The organism is Salmonella sp. 2020_1459 (genome assembly GCF_043847915.1).
GTDB classification, from domain to species: domain Bacteria; phylum Pseudomonadota; class Gammaproteobacteria; order Enterobacterales; family Enterobacteriaceae; genus Salmonella; species Salmonella enterica.
Genome location: NZ_JBCMFA010000003.1, coordinates 394744 through 412513, shown reverse-complemented (window position 1 = coordinate 412513; position 17770 = coordinate 394744). Strand labels below are relative to the sequence as shown.

Annotated in this window: 23 protein-coding genes; 10 read left to right on the top strand and 13 right to left on the bottom strand. The window is 53.0% G+C overall.

The window, feature by feature from the left end:
* Window positions 1-146: 146 nt before the first annotated feature.
* The 5 genes from trmB (at window position 147) to ACH0VJ_RS10440 (ending at window position 4336) form a co-directional block, all read left to right on the top strand.
* Window positions 147-866 (top strand): tRNA (guanosine(46)-N7)-methyltransferase TrmB, encoded by a 720-nt coding sequence (trmB, locus tag ACH0VJ_RS10460; protein ID WP_000786890.1) that lies wholly within the window; start codon window positions 147-149, stop codon window positions 864-866.
* On the top strand, window positions 866-1192 hold the full coding sequence (locus ACH0VJ_RS10455) for a YggL family protein (RefSeq protein ID WP_001107574.1): 327 nt from the start codon (window positions 866-868) through the stop codon (window positions 1190-1192). The genes trmB and ACH0VJ_RS10455 overlap by 1 nt, the downstream gene beginning before the upstream one ends.
* 49 nt (window positions 1193-1241) lie before the next feature.
* A complete protein-coding gene (locus tag ACH0VJ_RS10450) occupies window positions 1242-1961 on the top strand; it encodes a DUF2884 domain-containing protein (RefSeq protein ID WP_000984838.1) in 720 nt (239 codons plus the stop codon).
* 188 nt (window positions 1962-2149) lie between these two features.
* Window positions 2150-3196: an L-asparaginase 2 gene (ansB, locus tag ACH0VJ_RS10445; protein ID WP_000394189.1), complete on the top strand. Its 1047-nt coding sequence runs from the start codon at window positions 2150-2152 to the stop codon at window positions 3194-3196.
* Window positions 3197-3328: 132 nt separating this feature from the next.
* The gene (locus ACH0VJ_RS10440) at window positions 3329-4336 is read left to right on the top strand and encodes a DUF1202 domain-containing protein (RefSeq protein WP_000252195.1); all 1008 of its coding nucleotides are present in this window, start codon (window positions 3329-3331) and stop codon (window positions 4334-4336) included.
* A 91-nt stretch (window positions 4337-4427) separates the two neighbouring features.
* On the opposite strand, the gene hemW is transcribed toward ACH0VJ_RS10440, so the two are convergent.
* From hemW to ACH0VJ_RS10415, 5 genes are read right to left on the bottom strand one after another with little or no spacing between them, the layout of a single operon-like run.
* Complete coding sequence (gene hemW / locus ACH0VJ_RS10435; protein ID WP_001096531.1) at window positions 4428-5564, bottom strand: radical SAM family heme chaperone HemW; 1137 nt, start codon at window positions 5562-5564, stop codon at window positions 4428-4430.
* Window positions 5557-6150, bottom strand: coding sequence for an XTP/dITP diphosphatase (locus ACH0VJ_RS10430; protein WP_001174764.1), 594 nt, complete (start codon window positions 6148-6150; stop codon window positions 5557-5559). Before ACH0VJ_RS10430 ends, hemW begins: the two co-directional genes overlap by 8 nt.
* Window positions 6151-6157: 7 nt before the next feature.
* The gene (yggU, locus tag ACH0VJ_RS10425) at window positions 6158-6448 is read right to left on the bottom strand and encodes a DUF167 family protein YggU (RefSeq protein WP_001277205.1); all 291 of its coding nucleotides are present in this window, start codon (window positions 6446-6448) and stop codon (window positions 6158-6160) included.
* Window positions 6445-7011 (bottom strand): YggT family protein, encoded by a 567-nt coding sequence (locus tag ACH0VJ_RS10420; RefSeq protein ID WP_001094848.1) that lies wholly within the window; start codon window positions 7009-7011, stop codon window positions 6445-6447. The genes yggU and ACH0VJ_RS10420 overlap by 4 nt, the downstream gene beginning before the upstream one ends.
* Before the next feature lie 18 nt (window positions 7012-7029).
* Complete coding sequence (locus ACH0VJ_RS10415; RefSeq protein ID WP_000997812.1) at window positions 7030-7734, bottom strand: YggS family pyridoxal phosphate-dependent enzyme; 705 nt, start codon at window positions 7732-7734, stop codon at window positions 7030-7032.
* 17 nt (window positions 7735-7751) lie between these two features.
* On the opposite strand from ACH0VJ_RS10415, the gene ACH0VJ_RS10410 reads away from it, so the two are divergent.
* The gene (locus tag ACH0VJ_RS10410; RefSeq protein WP_001055643.1) at window positions 7752-8732 is read left to right on the top strand and encodes a type IV pilus twitching motility protein PilT; all 981 of its coding nucleotides are present in this window, start codon (window positions 7752-7754) and stop codon (window positions 8730-8732) included.
* 132 nt (window positions 8733-8864) lie between these two features.
* Window positions 8865-9551 carry an IclR family transcriptional regulator gene (locus tag ACH0VJ_RS10405; RefSeq protein WP_000098324.1) on the top strand — a complete coding sequence of 229 codons (687 nt, stop codon included), beginning with the start codon at window positions 8865-8867 and terminating at the stop codon, window positions 9549-9551.
* Between the two features lie 46 nt (window positions 9552-9597).
* On the opposite strand, the gene ruvX is transcribed toward ACH0VJ_RS10405, so the two are convergent.
* The 8 genes from ruvX to metK form a co-directional block, all read right to left on the bottom strand.
* Window positions 9598-10014 (bottom strand): Holliday junction resolvase RuvX, encoded by a 417-nt coding sequence (ruvX, locus tag ACH0VJ_RS10400; RefSeq protein ID WP_000017096.1) that lies wholly within the window; start codon window positions 10012-10014, stop codon window positions 9598-9600.
* Window positions 10014-10577, bottom strand: coding sequence for a YqgE/AlgH family protein (locus ACH0VJ_RS10395; RefSeq protein WP_001053173.1), 564 nt, complete (start codon window positions 10575-10577; stop codon window positions 10014-10016). The genes ruvX and ACH0VJ_RS10395 overlap by 1 nt, the downstream gene beginning before the upstream one ends.
* 215 nt (window positions 10578-10792) lie before the next feature.
* A complete protein-coding gene (gene gshB, locus ACH0VJ_RS10390) occupies window positions 10793-11740 on the bottom strand; it encodes a glutathione synthase (RefSeq protein WP_000593248.1) in 948 nt (315 codons plus the stop codon).
* 19 nt (window positions 11741-11759) lie between these two features.
* Entirely contained in the window at window positions 11760-12491 is a 732-nt protein-coding gene (gene rsmE / locus ACH0VJ_RS10385; RefSeq protein WP_001222489.1) for a 16S rRNA (uracil(1498)-N(3))-methyltransferase, read from the bottom strand.
* Window positions 12492-12567: 76 nt separating this feature from the next.
* Window positions 12568-13275 carry a deoxyribonuclease I gene (gene endA, locus ACH0VJ_RS10380; protein WP_000286133.1) on the bottom strand — a complete coding sequence of 236 codons (708 nt, stop codon included), beginning with the start codon at window positions 13273-13275 and terminating at the stop codon, window positions 12568-12570.
* 95 nt (window positions 13276-13370) lie between these two features.
* The gene (locus ACH0VJ_RS10375; RefSeq protein WP_000856775.1) at window positions 13371-13868 is read right to left on the bottom strand and encodes a SprT family zinc-dependent metalloprotease; all 498 of its coding nucleotides are present in this window, start codon (window positions 13866-13868) and stop codon (window positions 13371-13373) included.
* Window positions 13869-13946: 78 nt separating this feature from the next.
* Complete coding sequence (gene galP, locus ACH0VJ_RS10370) at window positions 13947-15341, bottom strand: galactose/proton symporter (protein ID WP_001113171.1); 1395 nt, start codon at window positions 15339-15341, stop codon at window positions 13947-13949.
* 492 nt (window positions 15342-15833) lie between these two features.
* On the bottom strand, window positions 15834-16988 hold the full coding sequence (gene metK, locus ACH0VJ_RS10365) for a methionine adenosyltransferase (protein WP_001062140.1): 1155 nt from the start codon (window positions 16986-16988) through the stop codon (window positions 15834-15836).
* A 55-nt stretch (window positions 16989-17043) separates the two neighbouring features.
* Between metK and ACH0VJ_RS10360 the strand changes: the two genes are divergently transcribed.
* The 3 genes from ACH0VJ_RS10360 (at window position 17044) to yqgB (ending at window position 17769) form a co-directional block, all read left to right on the top strand.
* A complete protein-coding gene (locus tag ACH0VJ_RS10360; RefSeq protein WP_023196414.1) occupies window positions 17044-17343 on the top strand; it encodes a hypothetical protein in 300 nt (99 codons plus the stop codon).
* Between the two features lie 59 nt (window positions 17344-17402).
* Window positions 17403-17552 (top strand): hypothetical protein, encoded by a 150-nt coding sequence (locus ACH0VJ_RS10355; protein WP_001751809.1) that lies wholly within the window; start codon window positions 17403-17405, stop codon window positions 17550-17552.
* An 85-nt stretch (window positions 17553-17637) separates the two neighbouring features.
* A complete protein-coding gene (gene yqgB / locus ACH0VJ_RS10350) occupies window positions 17638-17769 on the top strand; it encodes an acid stress response protein YqgB (RefSeq protein ID WP_000729109.1) in 132 nt (43 codons plus the stop codon).
* The last annotated feature ends 1 nt before the right edge of the window (window position 17770 follow it).

The following is a 17770-nucleotide window of genomic DNA, read 5'->3' as shown; positions in this document are numbered from 1 at the left end:
ATTCATTATTGCCGGGGGCAAGATTGCAGCACAGAGGCCGCAGGGTGTAAACCGGAACTTTCCGCAGTGCGCTTCATGCTTGCATCCGGCAACTAACTTTGGATAATGCCCGTTTTCAGAACTCAAACACAGCAGACTACACTTTTATGAAAAACGACGTCATTTCACCGGAATTTGATGAAAACGGTCGCCCGCTGCGCCGTATTCGTAGTTTTGTTCGTCGCCAGGGGCGACTGACAAAGGGGCAAGAACACGCGCTGGAAAACTACTGGCCGGTGATGGGCGTCGAGTTCAGCGAAGCGCCGGTAGATTTCGCCACGTTGTTTGGTCGCGAAGCGCCGGTGACGCTGGAGATTGGTTTTGGCATGGGGGCGTCTCTCGTGGCGATGGCGAAAGCGCGCCCGGAGCAGAATTTCCTCGGCATTGAAGTGCATTCACCCGGTGTCGGCGCGTGTCTGGCGTCCGCTCATGAAGAGGGCGTTGAAAACCTGCGCGTCATGTGCCACGACGCGGTAGAAGTGTTGCATAAAATGATTCCTGACAATTCTTTATCGATGGTTCAGCTCTTTTTCCCTGACCCGTGGCATAAAGCGCGTCATAATAAACGCCGTATCGTTCAGGTGCCGTTTGCTGAACTGGTATTGAGCAAGCTGAAATTGGGCGGCGTTTTCCATATGGCGACCGACTGGGAAGCGTATGCGGAACACATGCTTGAAGTCATGTCTTCTATCGACGGGTACAAAAATCTGTCAGAGAGCAATGATTATGTACCGCGCCCGGAATCGCGCCCGGTAACGAAATTTGAACAACGTGGCCATCGTCTTGGTCATGGCGTATGGGACTTAATGTTCGAGAGGGTGAAATAATGGCAAAGAACCGTAGTCGTCGTCTGCGTAAAAAAATGCACATTGACGAATTCCAGGAATTAGGATTTTCGGTGGCATGGCGTTTTCCGGAAGGTACATCTGAAGAGCAGGTCGATAAGACTGTCGATGACTTTATTAATGACGTTATTGAGCCTAATAAACTGGCGTTTGACGGCAGCGGCTACCTGGCCTGGGAAGGGCTGATTTGTATGCAGGAAATCGGTAAATGTACCGAAGAACATCAGGCGATTGTGCGTAAGTGGCTGGAAGCGCGCAACCTTGAAGAAGTCCGAACCAGCGAACTTTTCGACGTTTGGTGGGACTAATAAGTACAGGGTCGGCAAATGCCGGCCCGCTTTGTCTTGAGGGAAAGTTATGATGCGCAAAACGCTGCTGGCGACAGTGCTAACGTTTACGGCGATGGCCGCTCATGCAGATTACAAATGCAGCGTCACGCCGCGTGACGATGTGATCCTGAGTCCACAAACGGTGCAGGTGAAAGGTGAAAACGGCAACCTGGTGATCACGCCGGACGGCAATGTGATGTACAACGGTAAGCAGTACACCCTTAGCGCCGCGCAGCGCGAGCAGGCGAAAGATTACCAGGCGGAACTGCGAAGCGCGCTGCCGTGGATTGATGAGGGCGCCCGATCGCGCGTCGAAAAAGGCCGCGTGGCGCTGGATAAAATCATCGCTAAAGAGGTGGGCGAAAGCAGCAACATGCGTAGCCGTCTGACGAAGCTTGATGCGCAATTAAAAGCGCAAATGAACCGCATTATCGAACATCGTACGGACGGCCTGACGTTCCACTATAAGGCTATCGACCAGGTGCGTGCCGACGGTCAGCAGTTGGTGAATCAGGCGATGGGCGGTATTTTGCAGGACAGCATTAACGAAATGGGCGCCAAAGCGGTGCTTAAAGGCGGCGGCAATCCTTTACAGGGCGTGATGGGCAGTCTAGGTGGTTTGCAAACCGCTATCCAGAACGAATGGAAAAACCAGGAGAAAGATTTCCAGCAGTTTGGCAAAGATGTCTGTAGCCGCGTAGTGACCTTAGAAGATAGCCGCAAAGCGCTGGTTGGCAGCCTGAAGTAATCTTTCCTTTTTAAACAATGGCGCAGATCGTATCTGCGCCTTTTTATTCTGTTTTTTCCTGCATTTTGTTATCCATCTCTAAAAAATACTCTCTGTCGGATATATATCGCTGGTTAATCGTATGGCGTCACATTATTCGTCTGCAATATAGAGATAATGCGACCAGTTGACATAACTGGAGATATAACATGGAGTTTTTCAGGAAAACGGCATTAGCTGCTCTGGTAATGGGTTTCAGCGGCGCAGCGTTCGCTTTACCGAATATCACCATCTTAGCGACCGGCGGAACGATCGCTGGCGGTGGTGATTCAGCAACAAAATCAAATTATACGGCAGGTAAAGTCGGCGTCGAGAATCTGGTGGATGCCGTTCCTCAATTGAAGGACATTGCGGTAGTGAAAGGCGAGCAGGTCGTTAACATTGGCTCGCAGGATATGAACGATGAAGTCTGGCTCACGCTGGCGAAAAAAATCAATACCGAGTGCGACAGCACCGACGGTTTCGTGATCACCCACGGTACTGATACGATGGAAGAGACCGCTTATTTCCTCGATCTGACCGTGAAATGCAATAAACCGGTGGTACTGGTCGGCGCGATGCGTCCCTCCACGTCAATGAGCGCAGATGGCCCGTTCAATCTTTATAATGCGGTAGTAACAGCGGCTGATAAACAGTCTGCCAACCGCGGCGTGCTGGTGGTAATGAATGATACCGTCATGGACGGACGCGACGTCACTAAGACCAATACGACTGACGTGGCGACGTTTAAAGCGGTTAACTACGGCCCGCTGGGTTATATCCACAACGGTAAAATTGACTACCAGCGTACGCCAGAGCGTAAACATACCACCTCCACCCCGTTCGACGTGTCGAAGCTGACCGCGTTGCCGAAAGTCGGTATCGTTTATAACTATGCGAATGCGTCCGATCTGCCGGCAAAAGCGCTGGTAGACGCGGGTTATGACGGGATCGTGAGCGCAGGCGTGGGTAACGGCAACTTGTATAAAACGGTCTTTGATACCCTGGCGACCGCCGCGCACAACGGTACGGTAGTGGTGCGTTCTTCACGTGTGCCGACTGGCGCAACCACGCAGGATGCGGAAGTTGACGATGCAAAATACGGCTTTGTCGCTTCCGGCACGCTGAACCCGCAAAAAGCGCGTGTCTTACTGCAACTGGCGTTAACCCAGACTAAAGATCCAAAACAGATCCAGACGATGTTCAATCAGTATTAAAGATAATGCCCCGGTCGGAAGGCCGGGGCCATCTTTGGAAGACCTCTCGCATAATCAACACTATTATCTTGCTAATTATCATCCTGGTTATGATAATCGTGGGTGTCATGTCTCTGGACGGGAGGTCCACAAGTGGTTCGACAATGGATTGCTGGCGCAGCGCTGTTTGCCCTGATTTCAGGCTATAGTTGGGCAGAGGTTGCTCAACCCTCCGATAACATCTTAAAAGAACAGTTTAGTAAGCAGTACCACGGCATACTTAAACTGGATTCCATTACCTTAAAAAATCTTGATTCGACGGGCAATCAGGCCACCTGGTCTGCCGAAGGGGATATTTCTTCCCGTGAAGATATGTATACCGGCGTTGGTATGGCGGCGGATTATTATTTTGTTGAAAAAACCTGGACCAAAGATCGTCCCGTTAAATTTTCTGCCATGTTAACCAGTAAAGGGACGCCAGCCTCTGGCTGGACGGTGAACTATTACTCATTACAAATGGCAGCCAGCGATCAGGGCCGGGCTATTGACGACATTAAAACGAATGATAAATACCTGATCGTCAACAGTGATGACTTTAACTATCGGTTTGGCAACATTGAAGCCTCCTGGCGTGCGCAGAAAGCGTCGATCCCCGGTCTTGAAGAACAACTCTCTGCCCTGGATAAGAAAATAGCGGTAGCTAAAAAAGAAGCGGACGCGTATTGGGGAAAAGGCGCTGATGGGAAACCGTTGACCCGCGCCGAGGCGTTTAAAAAGACGTTAAAAGAGCGCGATGATTATGTAAAAGCCAACGATAGCAGCGTATATGCCGAGAAATACGAAAAAGAGGTCTATCAACCGGCATTAGACGCGTGCCGTAAGCAGAGTGAGCCGTGCAATGAAGCGGCTATTCAGCAGAAAAGAGATTTAGACATACACGAGCAACGGCGGCAGGTATTTTTGAAATCAGAAGAGCTGCGTCGAAAAGCGCAGAATGACTGGATAACGTTAGAGAAAGGACAATATCCGCTGAATATAGCGGTACAGAAACTTCAGATGCAACAGAGTGATATCCGTCTGAAAATTATGGATATTAATGACGGTTACGAGCGCTGGAAAAAAGATACGGACGATTTGCGTCGTAAAGGGGTTATTAAATAATGCGCTTGCCGGCGGCGCATTAACCGCCACAGGTCGGTAAGCGTCGCGCCATCAGGTATTTTACCCGCTGGCGCGACAGGCTTATTCCTTGTTATTCCGCGAGAAACAACTCAAGAAGAGAGTTTAAAAACAGTTTACCGTGCTGGGTAATCTGCCAGTATTGCTCGCATTCGGTCAGGTAGCCCTGGGCAATAGCCTCGTCGATTGGCTGACGAATAACCGCTTCCGTAAGCCCGGTGTAGTCGACAAATTCGGCGCGAGGCGCGCGCTCCAGCAACCGAAAACGGTTCATAAAGAACTCAAAGGGTTTGTCATCATCACTCACGTCACGCTGGCTTTCCTGGTAACGTCCCTGCATATAACCGCGTGGGTGACGGGTTTTGGTGGTGCGCAAGATCCTGCTGTCCGGGAAGGTGACTTTACCGTGGGCGCCGCAGCCAATACCCAGATAGTCGCCAAAGCGCCAGTAGTTCAGATTATGCTGGCACTGATAACCGGGTTTGGCATAGGCCGACGTTTCGTATTGCTGATAGCCCGCGGCGGTTAATAACTGGTGGCCCTGCTCAAAGATATCCCACAGAGCGTCATCGTCCGGTAAAACCGGCGGACGCGAACCGAACAGAGTGTTGGGTTCAATCGTCAATTGATACCATGAGAGATGCGGCGGATTAAGCGCAATCGCCTGTCGCAAATCATTCAGCGCCTCTTCCAGCGTTTGATCCGGCAATCCATGCATCAAGTCGAGGTTAAAGCTGCGTAGTCCAAGCCCATTTGCCAGTCTTGCTGCCCGCATCGCCTCTTGTGGACCGTGAATACGGCCAAGACGTTTCAGCTTAGGCTCACTAAAGCTCTGCACGCCAATGGAGATCCGGTTTACGCCGGCGCGCTGATAGTCGATGAAGCGGTCGGCTTCGACCGTGCCGGGGTTCGCTTCCATGGTAATTTCCGCATCCGCCGCCAGATTCAGGCGCGCACGCACGCCGTCCAGCAGCGTTTGCATCGCCGGCCCGGAAAGCAGGCTTGGCGTACCGCCGCCAATAAAAATGGTCTTTACTTCACGCCCTTGCGCCCAGGCGACGTCGGCATCCAGATCGCTTAACAGATGCTGGACGTAGTCGTCATGCGGCACCTCGCCCTTCAACGCATGGGAATTGAAGTCGCAATATGGACATTTTTGTACACACCAGGGAATATGAATATAAAGACTGAGCGGCGGTAGTTTAGCCATTGCGTAACGCATCCAGCAGCAGCTTGAGCGCTTGTCCTCGGTGGGAAATCGCGCTTTTTTCTTCACGGGTCAGTTCTGCGGCGGTTTTGCCTTCAGACGGTACGAAGAAAATAGGATCATAGCCAAATCCGCCATTTCCGGCCGCCTGGCGAGTAATGACGCCAGGCCAGCTACCGTGACAGACTATCGGTGTGGGATCTTCGGCATGACGCAAATAAACCAGTACACAATGGAATCGCGCCTGGCGTTTGTCGTCCGGAACATCCCGTAGAGTATGCAGCAGTTTTTCCAGATTTTGCTGATCTGTCGCGTTTTCACCAGAATAGCGCGCGGAATAGATACCCGGCGCGCCGCCTAAAACGTCAACGGCCAGACCGGAGTCATCGGCAATGGCGGGCAGACCGGTCATTTTAGCGGCATGGCGCGCTTTGATAATCGCGTTTTCAATAAACGTCAGGCCGGTTTCTTCCGCGGAGTCAACGCCCAGTTCCGTTTGCGCTACCACATCAAGCCCAAAATCGCTTAACAGCGACGCGAGCTCGCGCACTTTACCGGCGTTGCCGGTTGCGAGAACAACTTTTTGCATGGAATACCTACTCAGTTAACGCCGCAATTTCCGGCGGGATCTGTTGCGGGTGAATAATTTTTACCTGTTTGTGACGGCCCAGCTCGCCTTTTTCGATGACGATCTGACTTTTCGCCACGCGAAACTGTTTACCAAGAAACTTGGTCAGATGGCTGTTTGCCTGACCGTCAACCGGCGGGGCAGTAATGGCGACTTTCACCTCGTCGCCATGTAAGCCCACAATACTGTCGCGGCTGGCTTTCGGCTGAATATAAAGCCGTAACACCAGACCGTCTTCGCAGCGAGTCACAGCACTCATAGCGCCATCCACAGCCCCGGCAGCAACATGTTGCCTGTCGCTTGTAAGACTTCAGCGATCCCCATATTAACGACATACAGCAGCAGCACCAGAACCATCGGCGAGAAGTCGATGCCGCCCATCGCAGGCAGTATACGGCGAATCGGGCTGAGCAGCGGCTCGGCAAGCTGAATCAATACATATTCAATCGGGCTACGACCCTGGCTCACCCAGCTCATGATAGCCATGACCAGCAGCACCCAGAAGATCAGCAGGCCGATTGTTTTAAGCAAGATAAGCACTGCGGCAATCCAGATAATCGCCTGAAACGTAATGACCTTAAACAGCACTATCGCCTTAATAACGCTAAGAATAAACGCCACCAGCAGGGAAGCGCTGTCAATCGGCCCCATTGGCGGGATAATACGACGCAGCGGTCCGATGATGGGCTGCGTAATTTTCACCACGAACTGGGAGAAAGGGTTGTAAAAGTCACAGCGGGCCCACTGCATCCACACGCGCAATAATAGCACCATGGTATACAGCTCAATTACCGTTGAGAGCAGGAAGGTCAACGTATTCATGGCGTTCCTCAGTTTTCCTTAATTTTTTGTGTAATCACGAGCACCAAAGATAGCGGTGCCGATGCGCACCATTGTGCTACCTGCCGCAATCGCGGCTTCCATATCGTCGCTCATACCCAGAGATAAGGTATCAACGTCAGGGTAGCGCGCTTTCAGCCCGGCAAATGCTACAGCCATTTGACGTGCGACTTCAAACTGCCTTACATAATCTGACTCTGGCGCCGGGATCGCCATCAGTCCGCGAAGCCGCAGACGCGGCAGTGTAGCCACCGCAGCGGCCAGCTCATCCAGTTCCGCCAGTGGAATGCCTGATTTGCTGTTTTCATCGCTGATATTAATTTGGATCAGAACATTTAGCGCCGGCAGATTATCCGGACGCTGTTCGCTCAGCCGCGAGGCGATACGCAGGCGATCGATGGTATGACACCAGTCAAAATGCTCGGCCACCAGCCGACTTTTGTTGGACTGTAAAGGGCCAATAAAGTGCCAGTGCAGGCCTTCCACTTTCGCTTCCTGAAAGTGGCGGATTTTTTCCACCCCCTCTTGTACATAATTTTCACCAAATGCCCGTTGTCCGGCGGCAATGGCTTCTGCGATGTCGCTCGCAGGTTTGGTTTTACTCACTGCAAGCAACGTAACTTCTTCTGAAGAGCGGCCGCAACGCGTCGCCGCGGCGGAGATTTTGTCCCGGATGTATGCCAGGTTATGCGCGATATCGTTCATTTTCCGAGGATGTTTATATGAATATGGAAGAAATTGTGACGCTTAGTGTAAAGCATAACGTCTCGGATCTACACCTGTGTAACGCCTGGCCTGCGCGATGGCGCAAACAAGGACGCATGGAGAACGCGCCTTTTACCGCGCCTGATGTCGACAGGCTTCTGCTTGATTGGCTTAATGATGCGCAACAATATCAGTGGCGAACGCACGGCCAGCTTGATTTCGCCGTCTCGCTGTCTGGCACGCGGCGCCTGCGCGCCAGTGCGTTCACACATCAACAGGGAACGTCGCTGGCGCTACGGCTATTGCCCGAGCGTTGTCCTGATCTGGCGGAAATCCAGACGCCGCCGATAGTACCCGCACTGCTTGCCAGCGAGAACGGACTGATTCTGGTCACTGGCGCTACTGGCTGCGGGAAATCCACTACGCTGGCGGCGATGGTGGGACATCTTAATCAACATGCCGATAAACACATCCTGACGCTGGAAGATCCTATTGAGTACCGTTACACCAGCAAGCGTTGCCTGATACAGCAGCGGGAAATCGGCCAGCATTGCGCCACTTTTGCCGCCGGGCTGCGCGCGGCGTTACGTGAAGATCCCGATGTCATTTTACTGGGAGAGCTGCGTGACAGCGAGACCATTCGCCTGGCGCTGACGGCGGCGGAAACGGGGCATCTGGTACTGGCAACCCTGCATACTCGCGGTGCGGCGCAGGCGGTGGAAAGATTAGTGGATAGTTTTCCGGCGCAGGAAAAAGAACCGGTACGCAGCCAACTGGCGGGTAGTCTGCGCGCCGTACTATCACAAAAACTGGAGGTCGACAGACAGGATGGGCGCGTGGCGTTGTTTGAATTACTGATTAATACGCCAGCCACAGGGAATTTGATCCGTGAAGGCAAACTCCATCAGTTGGCCCACGTGATACAAACCGGGCAGCAGCAGGGGATGATGACATTCGCCCAGAGCGCGCAATGGCGTCAGGTGCAGGGACGGCTGTAGCGAAGATGGCGGCGTAGGGGGGGGAGGAAAGTGTTGACTGGCGCGGTGGATTGAACGGCATGCAGGCTTGTATCCTGGCGAACCGGCGTTAAAATCGCAGCTTTGTTAAAACCACAGCGAAGCCATTTAACGATGTCATCACAACCGAATCAAAGCCTGATAGATGGCATTCGCTGTCTGCAATATCTGGTTTCCAGCGACCGTGCTATCGGATGTCGCGAGCTTGCCCGGCTGATGGATATTAATACCACGCGCGTTAATCGCCTGTTAATGACGATGGCCTCTATTGGACTCACGATGCAGGATGAGCACCGACGCTATTTACCCGGGCCAGGCATTCATGCTTTGGCGGCGCAGGCGATTCGTGGTTCAGCGCTGTTCTCCCATGCGTTGCCTATCCTTGAACGCCATGCGCCCAAAGACATCGTGGTGGCATTAGGCGTGCTATGGGAAGACCAGATTATCTATATTTATCACTCTACGCCGGGTTCGCAGGGAAGTCAGGCGCTGGCGGGGTTTCGCATGTGCCCGGCCTGGCAGTCGGTAACAGGAGTGGCGTTACTGGCGGCAGAAAGCGATGAGGCGCTAATGCAGCGTTTTACTCCGGAGCAGTGGCGTAATCTGGCGCCGCATGTGGCGCAGCAGCGCCAGCGGGGATACGTGCTGTGGCATCACGCTGATGGTGAAGTTTCTATGGCGCAACCGCTAGACAAGCACGCCGCAGCGCTGGCCTTTGCGGGAATGTGGCGGATTGATGAGGCGGAGGCGGCTGCGCGTTTACAGGCGTTGAAGGCATTAAACCAGCTTATTGCCCAGTAAGCCTGGCAACCGTGACCGCGTTATCCGCCTGCTGACAAAAACGGCTTTAATACCCCTGTTCAAAATAGCTTTCGAGGATAATCACGGCGGAGGCCGAGTCCACTTTGCCTTTGTTCAGTGCGCGATACCCACCTCGTTCAAACAGACCGGAGCGTGCTTCAACGGTGCTGAGTCGTTCATCGTGCAGCGTGACAGTTACCCCGAAACGCCCATGAATACGGTTGGCGAATTTACGTGCGCGCGCCGTCAGCGGCTGTTCAGTGCCATCCATATTGAGCGGTAGCCCGACAATAATTTCGTCCGGCTGCCACTCTTTCAGCAAACGTTCAATGAGCGTCCAGTCGGGCGTGCCGTCCTGTGCTTTGATTGCCGGAAGCGGACGGGCGGTGCCGGTAATGCGTTGTCCTATTGCAACGCCGATGCTTTTTGTGCCGAAGTCAAAGGCCAGTAAGGTGCCGCTCATCAGGCGTGCCCCGCAACGCCAGGCATGGTCAGAATATCAATGCCAATAAGTTTTGCCGCTTCGCGCCAGCGCTCGGCAATGGGTGTTTTGAACAAAATATTGAGATCGGCGGGCGCGGTAAGCCAGGCGTTATCAAGCAACTCTTGTTCAAGCTGGCCTTTATCCCAGGAGGCGTAGCCCAGCGCGACCAGCACATCGGAAGGCTGTTGTTGGGTACCTAACGTTTCCAGCACATCGCGGGAGGTGGTAATCACGGTATTGTCTGAGATACGAATGCTGGAGGCGAAACGTGACGGCGGAGTATGGAGAATAAATCCGCGATCTTCCGCCAGCGGGCCGCCGAGCATCACGGCTTTATCAAGACGAATTGACGAATCGCGCGGTTCCGGCGTAATTTTTAGTTTTTCCAGAATCCCTTCAATTTGCAGATTTTCCAAAGGCTTATTAACAATAATCCCCATAGCGCCGTCCTGGTTGTGCTCGCAAATATACACCACGGAACGGCGGAAAATCGGGTCCTGGAGCGCAGGCATGGCAATAAGAAAGTGATGCTGTAAATTCATTGTCAGAGGTTCTGTTTCCTGGTTCAAAAAAACGACAGCGTTCAGTATGTGGGGAAAGCGGACGGTTGTCACTCATATAAGCCGTCTTTTGCCAAAGGACGGCGGCCTTATCGGGCAATAGATTGCCGGATAGCGACGCTGATGCGCCGCCTTATCCGACCGGGGCGGCGTGATTGCTCAGGCCCGGTAAGCGCACGCCACCGGGCAATAAACCTTTACTTCGCCAGACGCGCTTCGATGGCGTCCATCAACATCCCGGTGATAGAGATCGGGTATTCCGCTTCAATTTCACGCACGCAGGTTGGGCTGGTCACGTTAATTTCCGTTAAGCGGTCGCCGATAATATCCAGACCGACGAAAATAAGCCCTTTGGCTTTAAGCGTTGGCCCAACGCGGCGGGCGATTTCCCAGTCGCTTTCGCTCAACGGACGGGGTTCGCCGCGACCACCAGCCGCCAGGTTGCCGCGGGTTTCGCCGCCCTGCGGAATACGCGCCAGGCAGTAAGGCACCGGCTCGCCGTCGACGACCAGGACGCGCTTATCGCCATCTTTGATAGCGGGCAAATAGTTCTGTGCCATGCAGTAGCGGTTGCCCAGCTCGGTCAGCGTTTCGGCAATAACGCCTATGTTAGGATCGCCTTCCTTAACGCGGAAAATGGACGCGCCGCCCATACCGTCCAGCGGTTTCATAATGATATCGCCGTGTTTTTCCCAAAACGCTTTGAGCTGCGCTTTATTGCGCGTTACCAGCGTTTCCGGGGTCAGGTCGGCAAACCAGGCAGTATACAGTTTTTCATTACAGTCGCGCAGGCTTTGCGGTTTGTTGACGATCAGCGTCCCTTCTTCTTCAGCGCGTTCCAGAATATAGGTCGCATAAATAAACTCGGTATCAAACGGCGGATCTTTGCGCATCAAAATGACGTCCAGATCGGCGAGTTTAATCTCCTGCTCGCTGCCGAACTCGTACCATTTATCGTAATTTTGCTCCACGCTCAACGTTCGCGTGCGGGCGCGGGCTTCGCCGTTAATCAGATAAAGGTCGGCCATCTCCATATAATGAAGTTCATAACCACGACGTTGGGCTTCCAGCAGCATAGCGAAACTGGTGTCTTTCTTGATGTTGATGTGTGCGATGGGGTCCATCACGATGCCGAGCTTGATCATTATTTTCTCCGTTAACGCTTCATCCTAAGTCGCCAAAACGCACCTGTAGCGCGGTAATGGCGGTGAGCGCGGTTGTCTCAGTACGCAGAACGCGAGGTCCTAACAGAATATCAGTAAACTGATAGCGCGCGGTCATCGCGATTTCGTCCGCCGACAGCCCGCCTTCCGGGCCGATCAGCAGTCGGACGCGTTCAACCGGCAGCGGCAGAGTGTTGATGCTGGCATGGGCGCGCGGATGAAGATTGAGCTTCAGCCCGGAATCTTGCTCGGCGCACCAGGCTTCCAGCGCCATCGGCGGGCGAATTTCCGGCACCCGGTTACGCCCGCATTGTTCGCAGGCGGCGATGGCGATCTTTTGCCACTGCTGGCGCTTTTTGTTCAGACGTTCACTATCCAGTTTAACGCCGCAGCGCTCAGAGAACAGTGGCGTAATGAGGCTTACACCCAGTTCGATCGATTTCTGGATAGTAAATTCCATTTTTTCACCGCGCGACATCACCTGGCCCAGATGGATATGCAGCGGCGATTCACGATCGTCGATTTCGCCTTTCATCACTTGCACTTCAACGCTTTTCTTACTGGCGCTAATGATTTCAGCATCGAATACCTGATTACTGCCGTCAAACAGCTGTAACGCTTGTCCCGGTCCCATGCGCAGTACACGACCAATATGGTTGGCCGCATCTTCGCATAACGAAATCTGCGTACCGGACGTCAACAATTCAGGGTGATAAATGCGGGGAATACGCATAATAAAAAAATCCGCGTCATGGCCCCGGCGTTTGGCTATCCAGGGCATGGGTTAACAAGAATCCCGCTAGTGTAGGTTAGCTCTTTCGCGCCTGGCAAGCGCGTTGCACATAGGGATTATGATTACCCTGGACCTTCGCGATACGCGCATCGCGCTCGCACTCCCAGGCGGTAACGGGGTACTGCTTATCCCAGACGTTAAAAAGCTGCGTTTGTTGGCGGGAAAGTTTCAGTTGGTATTGGTCGCGCATATAAAAATAAGTGCGGGCGATTGCGCCACGGGCGCGGGCGGGCGGCTCGGCGAGCTTCGCTTTGAAATCCACTTTCATGGCGCACTGCCCGTACTGACCTTCGCCGCCGTTCCACTGGCTATACATAAAGTTGCCGCGATCGCCATTCACTTCGCCAATCGCGGGTTGCAGGTTATGCATATCGCTTTCCATTTTGCGGTAGACCGGGTCTTTAGCGCAGTTTTTTCGCCCGCCGTCCTGCCAGCACTGGCGCTGATGACCGAATTGCCAGGCGGGGACAACGTGCTCCCACTCAATGCGTCTGGCGCGATTCTCGTTTTTACGCACCTTATAGCCGCAGGACTCCAGGTCTACGACGCCTTTTTTACCCTGCCAGCGGATTTGGCACCCGCAGTAAAAGCTGCCGGGCGCGTCGGCATTGACTTTGACGCTCGCCGCTTTGGCCTGAGAAAAATTGTTAATGCCATCGGCCAGGGCCTGGCCTGAAAACGCTGCGGCCAGCAACACAGCGGCAAAAGAGAAATTACGGTACATTGCACACTCCATAGCAAAACGAGCCCGCAACGTAACGAAAGTTGTGTCTGTATGCAATCAGTCCGCTCAGGAAAGTTCCCGGACGTTTCGGGAAACTACCCGGCGACCAGTGGTTCGCCGCAGTGAACGCAACGATAAACCGCTTCGCCGCGTACTACGCGGTTATGACGGCGGACGGTGAGTTGATGTTGCTGGCATTGGCAATGGTAGGGAAAGGTATTGCGCCGTACGGATTGCAGCGCAAATTGATGAGTACGTCTGGCCGGAACGCCCAGCACGCTTTCCATCATCCACTTCCATTCCTTGCCATGCGGAGCCTTGCGTCCGAAGTGCTTCCACACCAACAGATGCGCCAGTTCATGCGGTACGACCTCTGCTATAAAGGTGTCGATGTTTTCCAGCAGTAACACCGGGTTGAGGCGGATTTCGTAGCTCTCCAGCCAGGCGGTGCCCGCCGAGGTGCCGCGTTGCGTATACACCAGTTTCGGCTCCGGATAATGTCTATCGAGCTTGAGGTTCGCCTGGGCGAGATTTTCCCGCAGACGGCGCATCACGGCCTGCTGGATAGCGATAGGGAGACGAGGGGTTTTCATAGCGGCAGAGAATAGTGCGACGGAAGAGGGACTGCAAGAAAAACGCTTCCTCCTGTGGCAGGAGGAAGCGTGGAGGGATTAGTCGTGGGCGCCGATTTCGCGCAGTTTACGACCTTTCATCAGGTTACGTTCAATGTGTTCCAGCGAAACGTGTTTGGTTTCCGGCACCAGCCACAGGGTCAGCAGGATAAACAGCACGTTCAGGCCAGCGTAGACCCAGAAGGTGTTGGCGTTACCCAGATTGTTCAGCATGGTCAGGAACGTTGCGCCGACGATCATATTGGCGATCCAGTTGGTCGCGGTGGAGCAGGTGATGCCGAAATCGCGGCCTTTCAGCGGCTGGATTTCGGAGCACAGTACCCAAATCAGCGGACCAGCGCTCATCGCAAATCCAATGATGAACATCAGCAGCATAGCGATAGCGAAGTATTGCGCAGACGGCGAATGGATGCCGATGTGCATCATCGTACCCAGAATCCCCATACCAATCGCCATGACCAGGAAGCCCAGCGTCAGGGTCGGCTTGCGGCCCCAGCGGTCAACCAGGCCGATAGCGATGAAGGTTGCCAGCACGTTAGTCAGACCAACAATAACGGTGCCCCACATCTGCTCCGTGGTATTCGTGTACCCCGCCAGTTCGAAGATTTTCGGCGCGTAATACATGATGACGTTCATCCCGGTAAATTGCTGCATGACCTGCAACAAAATGCCAAGAAACACGGCGCGGCGGAAGTTGCTGTTCTCTTTGAACAGCGCCCAACCGCTCTGTTTAACCTGCAAACTTTCGCGAATTTCATCGAGCTCACGTTTTGCTTCCGCACTGGTGTCACGCAGGCGCAACAGGACGCGTTCAGCATCATGGAAACGGCGTTTCGCCGCAAACCAGCGCGGGCTGTCCGGCAGGAAGAAGACGCCGATCAGCAGCAGAATGGCCGGGATGATGATCACGCCGAGCATCCAGCGCCATGCGCCGCTGTAGCTGAACGCGGTATCGGACAGATAAGCGCCCAGAATCCCGATGGTGATCATGAGTTGGTACATTGAGATCATACTGCCGCGAATTTTTTCCGGCGCGATCTCGGACAGGTACAACGGTGCAGTGTAGGAAGCGACGCCGACGGCCAGACCCAGCAGCACGCGAGAAATAATCAGGACTTCAACGTTAGGCGCCGCAGCGGAGAACAGCGAACCGGCGACGAACAGGATAGCGCCGATCATCAGGCTTTTTTTACGGCCCAGCTTAAAGGAGAGCCAGCCGCTGCCGACAGCGCCGACGGCCGCGCCAAACATCATGGAGCTGACCACCCATTCCTGAGTGTGTGCGGTAATCTGAAACTCGTCGGTAATGAAGGGTAAAGCACCGGCGATAACGCCGATATCCAGGCCAAAAAGTAATCCTGCCAGGGCTGCAAGAAAGCAGACAAAAAATGTCATGGCCTTGTTGGAACGCCCTTGTTTTTTATTGTCAGGCATTATGCCCTCCGGTTGGGTTAGCAATTTTATCGATGTTAAGAGTAGGTGAGTACGCCGTAAAAAGATGTGAGGCTAATCACAATGGTGTAATCGTTTACACTACTATTTATCTCGGTGATTATTTAATTATCTGAAAAATAATAGTTTTAATAATCTTATAACCATATCAATCGCCTGGTATTCAGACAAAGTTGAAAAATTATGTAATATTTTCATCGCAGAATTAGCATACCGATAGTGAGGCGGTCAGTTCTTAATGAAAATGAATGTAACCGCTTTCATGATGACTGAAACTGAATGATAAAAAGTGTAGTCGAAGAAACGAAAGGGGAAAGTGGATTGTGCTGCGCATCACAAAAAGGTCAGTATAAATTCACGCTGGAATATCTGATAACGTTGCGTGTATCAGCAATGATAAAGGCCAGCAGGGCGCTGGCCTTGATAAGTACGGTATGGTTTACCTGACTGAAAAACAGCGTCAGGCGCGGGCGATTATTTCAGACCGGCAGCATCGCGCAGCAGTTGCGCTTTGTCGGTTTTTTCCCATGGGAAGTTTTCGCGACCGAAGTGGCCGTAAGCCGCAGTTTCTTTGTAGATCGGGTGCAGCAGATCCAGCATCTGAATCAAGCCGTACGGGCGCAGGTCGAAGAATTCGCGTACCAGCAGAATCAACTGTTCAGCAGGCACTTTTTCAGTACCGAACGTTTCCACCATGATGGACGTCGGCTCCGCTACGCCGATAGCGTAGGAGACCTGGATTTCACAGCGATCCGCCAGACCTGCCGCCACGATGTTTTTCGCGACATAACGCGCAGCGTAAGCTGCAGAACGGTCAACTTTAGACGGATCTTTACCGGAGAAGGCGCCGCCGCCGTGACGCGCCATACCGCCGTAGGTATCAACGATGATCTTACGACCGGTCAGACCACAATCGCCCATCGGGCCGCCGATAACAAAACGCCCGGTTGGGTTGATAAAAAACTTAGTGGACGTATTTAACCATTCAGACGGCAGAATGGGTTTGATGATCTCTTCCATCACCGCTTCTTGCAGCGATTTTTGGTCGATATCTTCTGCGTGCTGCGTAGAGAGAACTACGGCGTCGATACCGACGATTTTGCCGTCGTCATACTGGAAAGTGACCTGGCTTTTTGCATCCGGACGCAACCATGGCAGGGTGCCATTTTTACGCACTTCAGCCTGACGCTGTACCAGACGGTGCGCGTAGGTGATTGGCGCAGGCATCAGTACGTCGGTTTCATTTGTCGCGTAGCCAAACATCAGGCCCTGGTCGCCCGCGCCTTGTTCCAGCGGGTCTGCGCGGTCAACGCCCTGGTTGATATCCGGAGACTGTTTGCCAATTGCGCTCAGTACCGCGCAAGAGTTGGCGTCAAAGCCCATGTCGGAATGCACATAGCCAATTTCGCGCACCGTATTACGGGTAATCTCTTCGATATCGACCCAGGCGCTGGTGGTGATCTCACCGCCAACTAAAACCATGCCGGTTTTAACGTAGGTTTCACAGGCGACGCGTGCTTTCGGATCCTGTTGCAGGATAGCGTCCAACACGGCATCAGAGATTTGGTCTGCGATTTTGTCAGGATGCCCTTCTGATACGGACTCAGACGTAAAAAGGTGTTTTGCCATATTTAATTTCACCTAAGGAGAATTTAGTTAGCTCAAACTGTTGTGCGGAATAGTCATGACAGAAGATTCTACCATGAGTCTGAAGGTTACTGACACTGGCAGTCTGAGTGTTAATCAGTATGGATGGATTAACATCTGGACGGCTATTTTAGGTCACTTCTTCGCCCAATTTCCAGCTTTTTTTGAAGGCCGTCGCAATGTCGGTCAAAATCAGGCGATAAACGTTTCTGATAATGCTGACATTATGCGCATTTATGCTTTGCTTTTTTTCTGCGTTCTGGGTATAAAACGCGACGCGCGGCTCATACAAAAGCACACGACGTTTTCTTCGTGTCGCCACTTCCAGCCGGGTTAAAACGTTGCTTTGGCTTGTGGGTTCGTCTTACGAGGCGGCCGTGGAGGTGATACGAGATAATGAACCGTTGTATTCTGCTGAATCTGTCGCATCGTTCTGGTGCGCGCATGTCCCCCGCAATCTGCATCTCTGCTTTGCATACCTGCCGATGTTATACCCATCTCGGCGCTTCTCAGGATTCCAGAGCCGGCAATGGCGCTGAAGACTGAACAAGGGCGCTCTTGTTAACGCAAGAGTTTTCTCGTGGTTTCGCCGAACCGTTATCTGTGAGTTCGGTTACGTGTTTACAATGATATGAAAAAGAAACCGGTCGCGCAGGCGGAGCATCAGCGCTATCTGCTGGAAAATCCGCTTGTCTATGGGTTGTTATCGCGTCTTCGGATTGCGATAGTAGTCAACTGTTTTACACTTGCTAATAAAAATTGAG

Excerpts from the sequence above, each read along its gene's own strand:
- gshB (WP_000593248.1), bottom strand. The coding sequence starts at position 11,740 with ATGATCAAGCTCGGCATCGTGATGGACCCCATCGCACACATCAACATC.
- ACH0VJ_RS10360 (WP_023196414.1), top strand. The coding sequence starts at position 17,044 with ATGACAGAAGATTCTACCATGAGTCTGAAGGTTACTGACACTGGCAGT.
- ACH0VJ_RS10415 (WP_000997812.1), bottom strand. The coding sequence starts at position 7,734 with ATGAACGATATCGCGCATAACCTGGCATACATCCGGGACAAAATCTCC.
- endA (WP_000286133.1), bottom strand. The coding sequence starts at position 13,275 with ATGTACCGTAATTTCTCTTTTGCCGCTGTGTTGCTGGCCGCAGCGTTT.
- galP (WP_001113171.1), bottom strand. The coding sequence starts at position 15,341 with ATGCCTGACAATAAAAAACAAGGGCGTTCCAACAAGGCCATGACATTT.
- hemW (WP_001096531.1), bottom strand. The coding sequence starts at position 5,564 with ATGGCTAAACTACCGCCGCTCAGTCTTTATATTCATATTCCCTGGTGT.
- ansB (WP_000394189.1), top strand. The coding sequence starts at position 2,150 with ATGGAGTTTTTCAGGAAAACGGCATTAGCTGCTCTGGTAATGGGTTTC.
- ruvX (WP_000017096.1), bottom strand. The coding sequence starts at position 10,014 with ATGAGCGGCACCTTACTGGCCTTTGACTTCGGCACAAAAAGCATCGGC.
- ACH0VJ_RS10455 (WP_001107574.1), top strand. The coding sequence starts at position 866 with ATGGCAAAGAACCGTAGTCGTCGTCTGCGTAAAAAAATGCACATTGAC.
- ACH0VJ_RS10430 (WP_001174764.1), bottom strand. The coding sequence starts at position 6,150 with ATGCAAAAAGTTGTTCTCGCAACCGGCAACGCCGGTAAAGTGCGCGAG.
- metK (WP_001062140.1), bottom strand. The coding sequence starts at position 16,988 with ATGGCAAAACACCTTTTTACGTCTGAGTCCGTATCAGAAGGGCATCCT.
- ACH0VJ_RS10405 (WP_000098324.1), top strand. The coding sequence starts at position 8,865 with ATGTCATCACAACCGAATCAAAGCCTGATAGATGGCATTCGCTGTCTG.
- ACH0VJ_RS10410 (WP_001055643.1), top strand. The coding sequence starts at position 7,752 with ATGAATATGGAAGAAATTGTGACGCTTAGTGTAAAGCATAACGTCTCG.
- yggU (WP_001277205.1), bottom strand. The coding sequence starts at position 6,448 with ATGAGTGCTGTGACTCGCTGCGAAGACGGTCTGGTGTTACGGCTTTAT.
- ACH0VJ_RS10450 (WP_000984838.1), top strand. The coding sequence starts at position 1,242 with ATGATGCGCAAAACGCTGCTGGCGACAGTGCTAACGTTTACGGCGATG.
- ACH0VJ_RS10355 (WP_001751809.1), top strand. The coding sequence starts at position 17,403 with ATGAACCGTTGTATTCTGCTGAATCTGTCGCATCGTTCTGGTGCGCGC.
- ACH0VJ_RS10375 (WP_000856775.1), bottom strand. The coding sequence starts at position 13,868 with ATGAAAACCCCTCGTCTCCCTATCGCTATCCAGCAGGCCGTGATGCGC.
- rsmE (WP_001222489.1), bottom strand. The coding sequence starts at position 12,491 with ATGCGTATTCCCCGCATTTATCACCCTGAATTGTTGACGTCCGGTACG.
- trmB (WP_000786890.1), top strand. The coding sequence starts at position 147 with ATGAAAAACGACGTCATTTCACCGGAATTTGATGAAAACGGTCGCCCG.
- ACH0VJ_RS10420 (WP_001094848.1), bottom strand. The coding sequence starts at position 7,011 with ATGAATACGTTGACCTTCCTGCTCTCAACGGTAATTGAGCTGTATACC.
- yqgB (WP_000729109.1), top strand. The coding sequence starts at position 17,638 with ATGAAAAAGAAACCGGTCGCGCAGGCGGAGCATCAGCGCTATCTGCTG.
- ACH0VJ_RS10395 (WP_001053173.1), bottom strand. The coding sequence starts at position 10,577 with ATGAATTTACAGCATCACTTTCTTATTGCCATGCCTGCGCTCCAGGAC.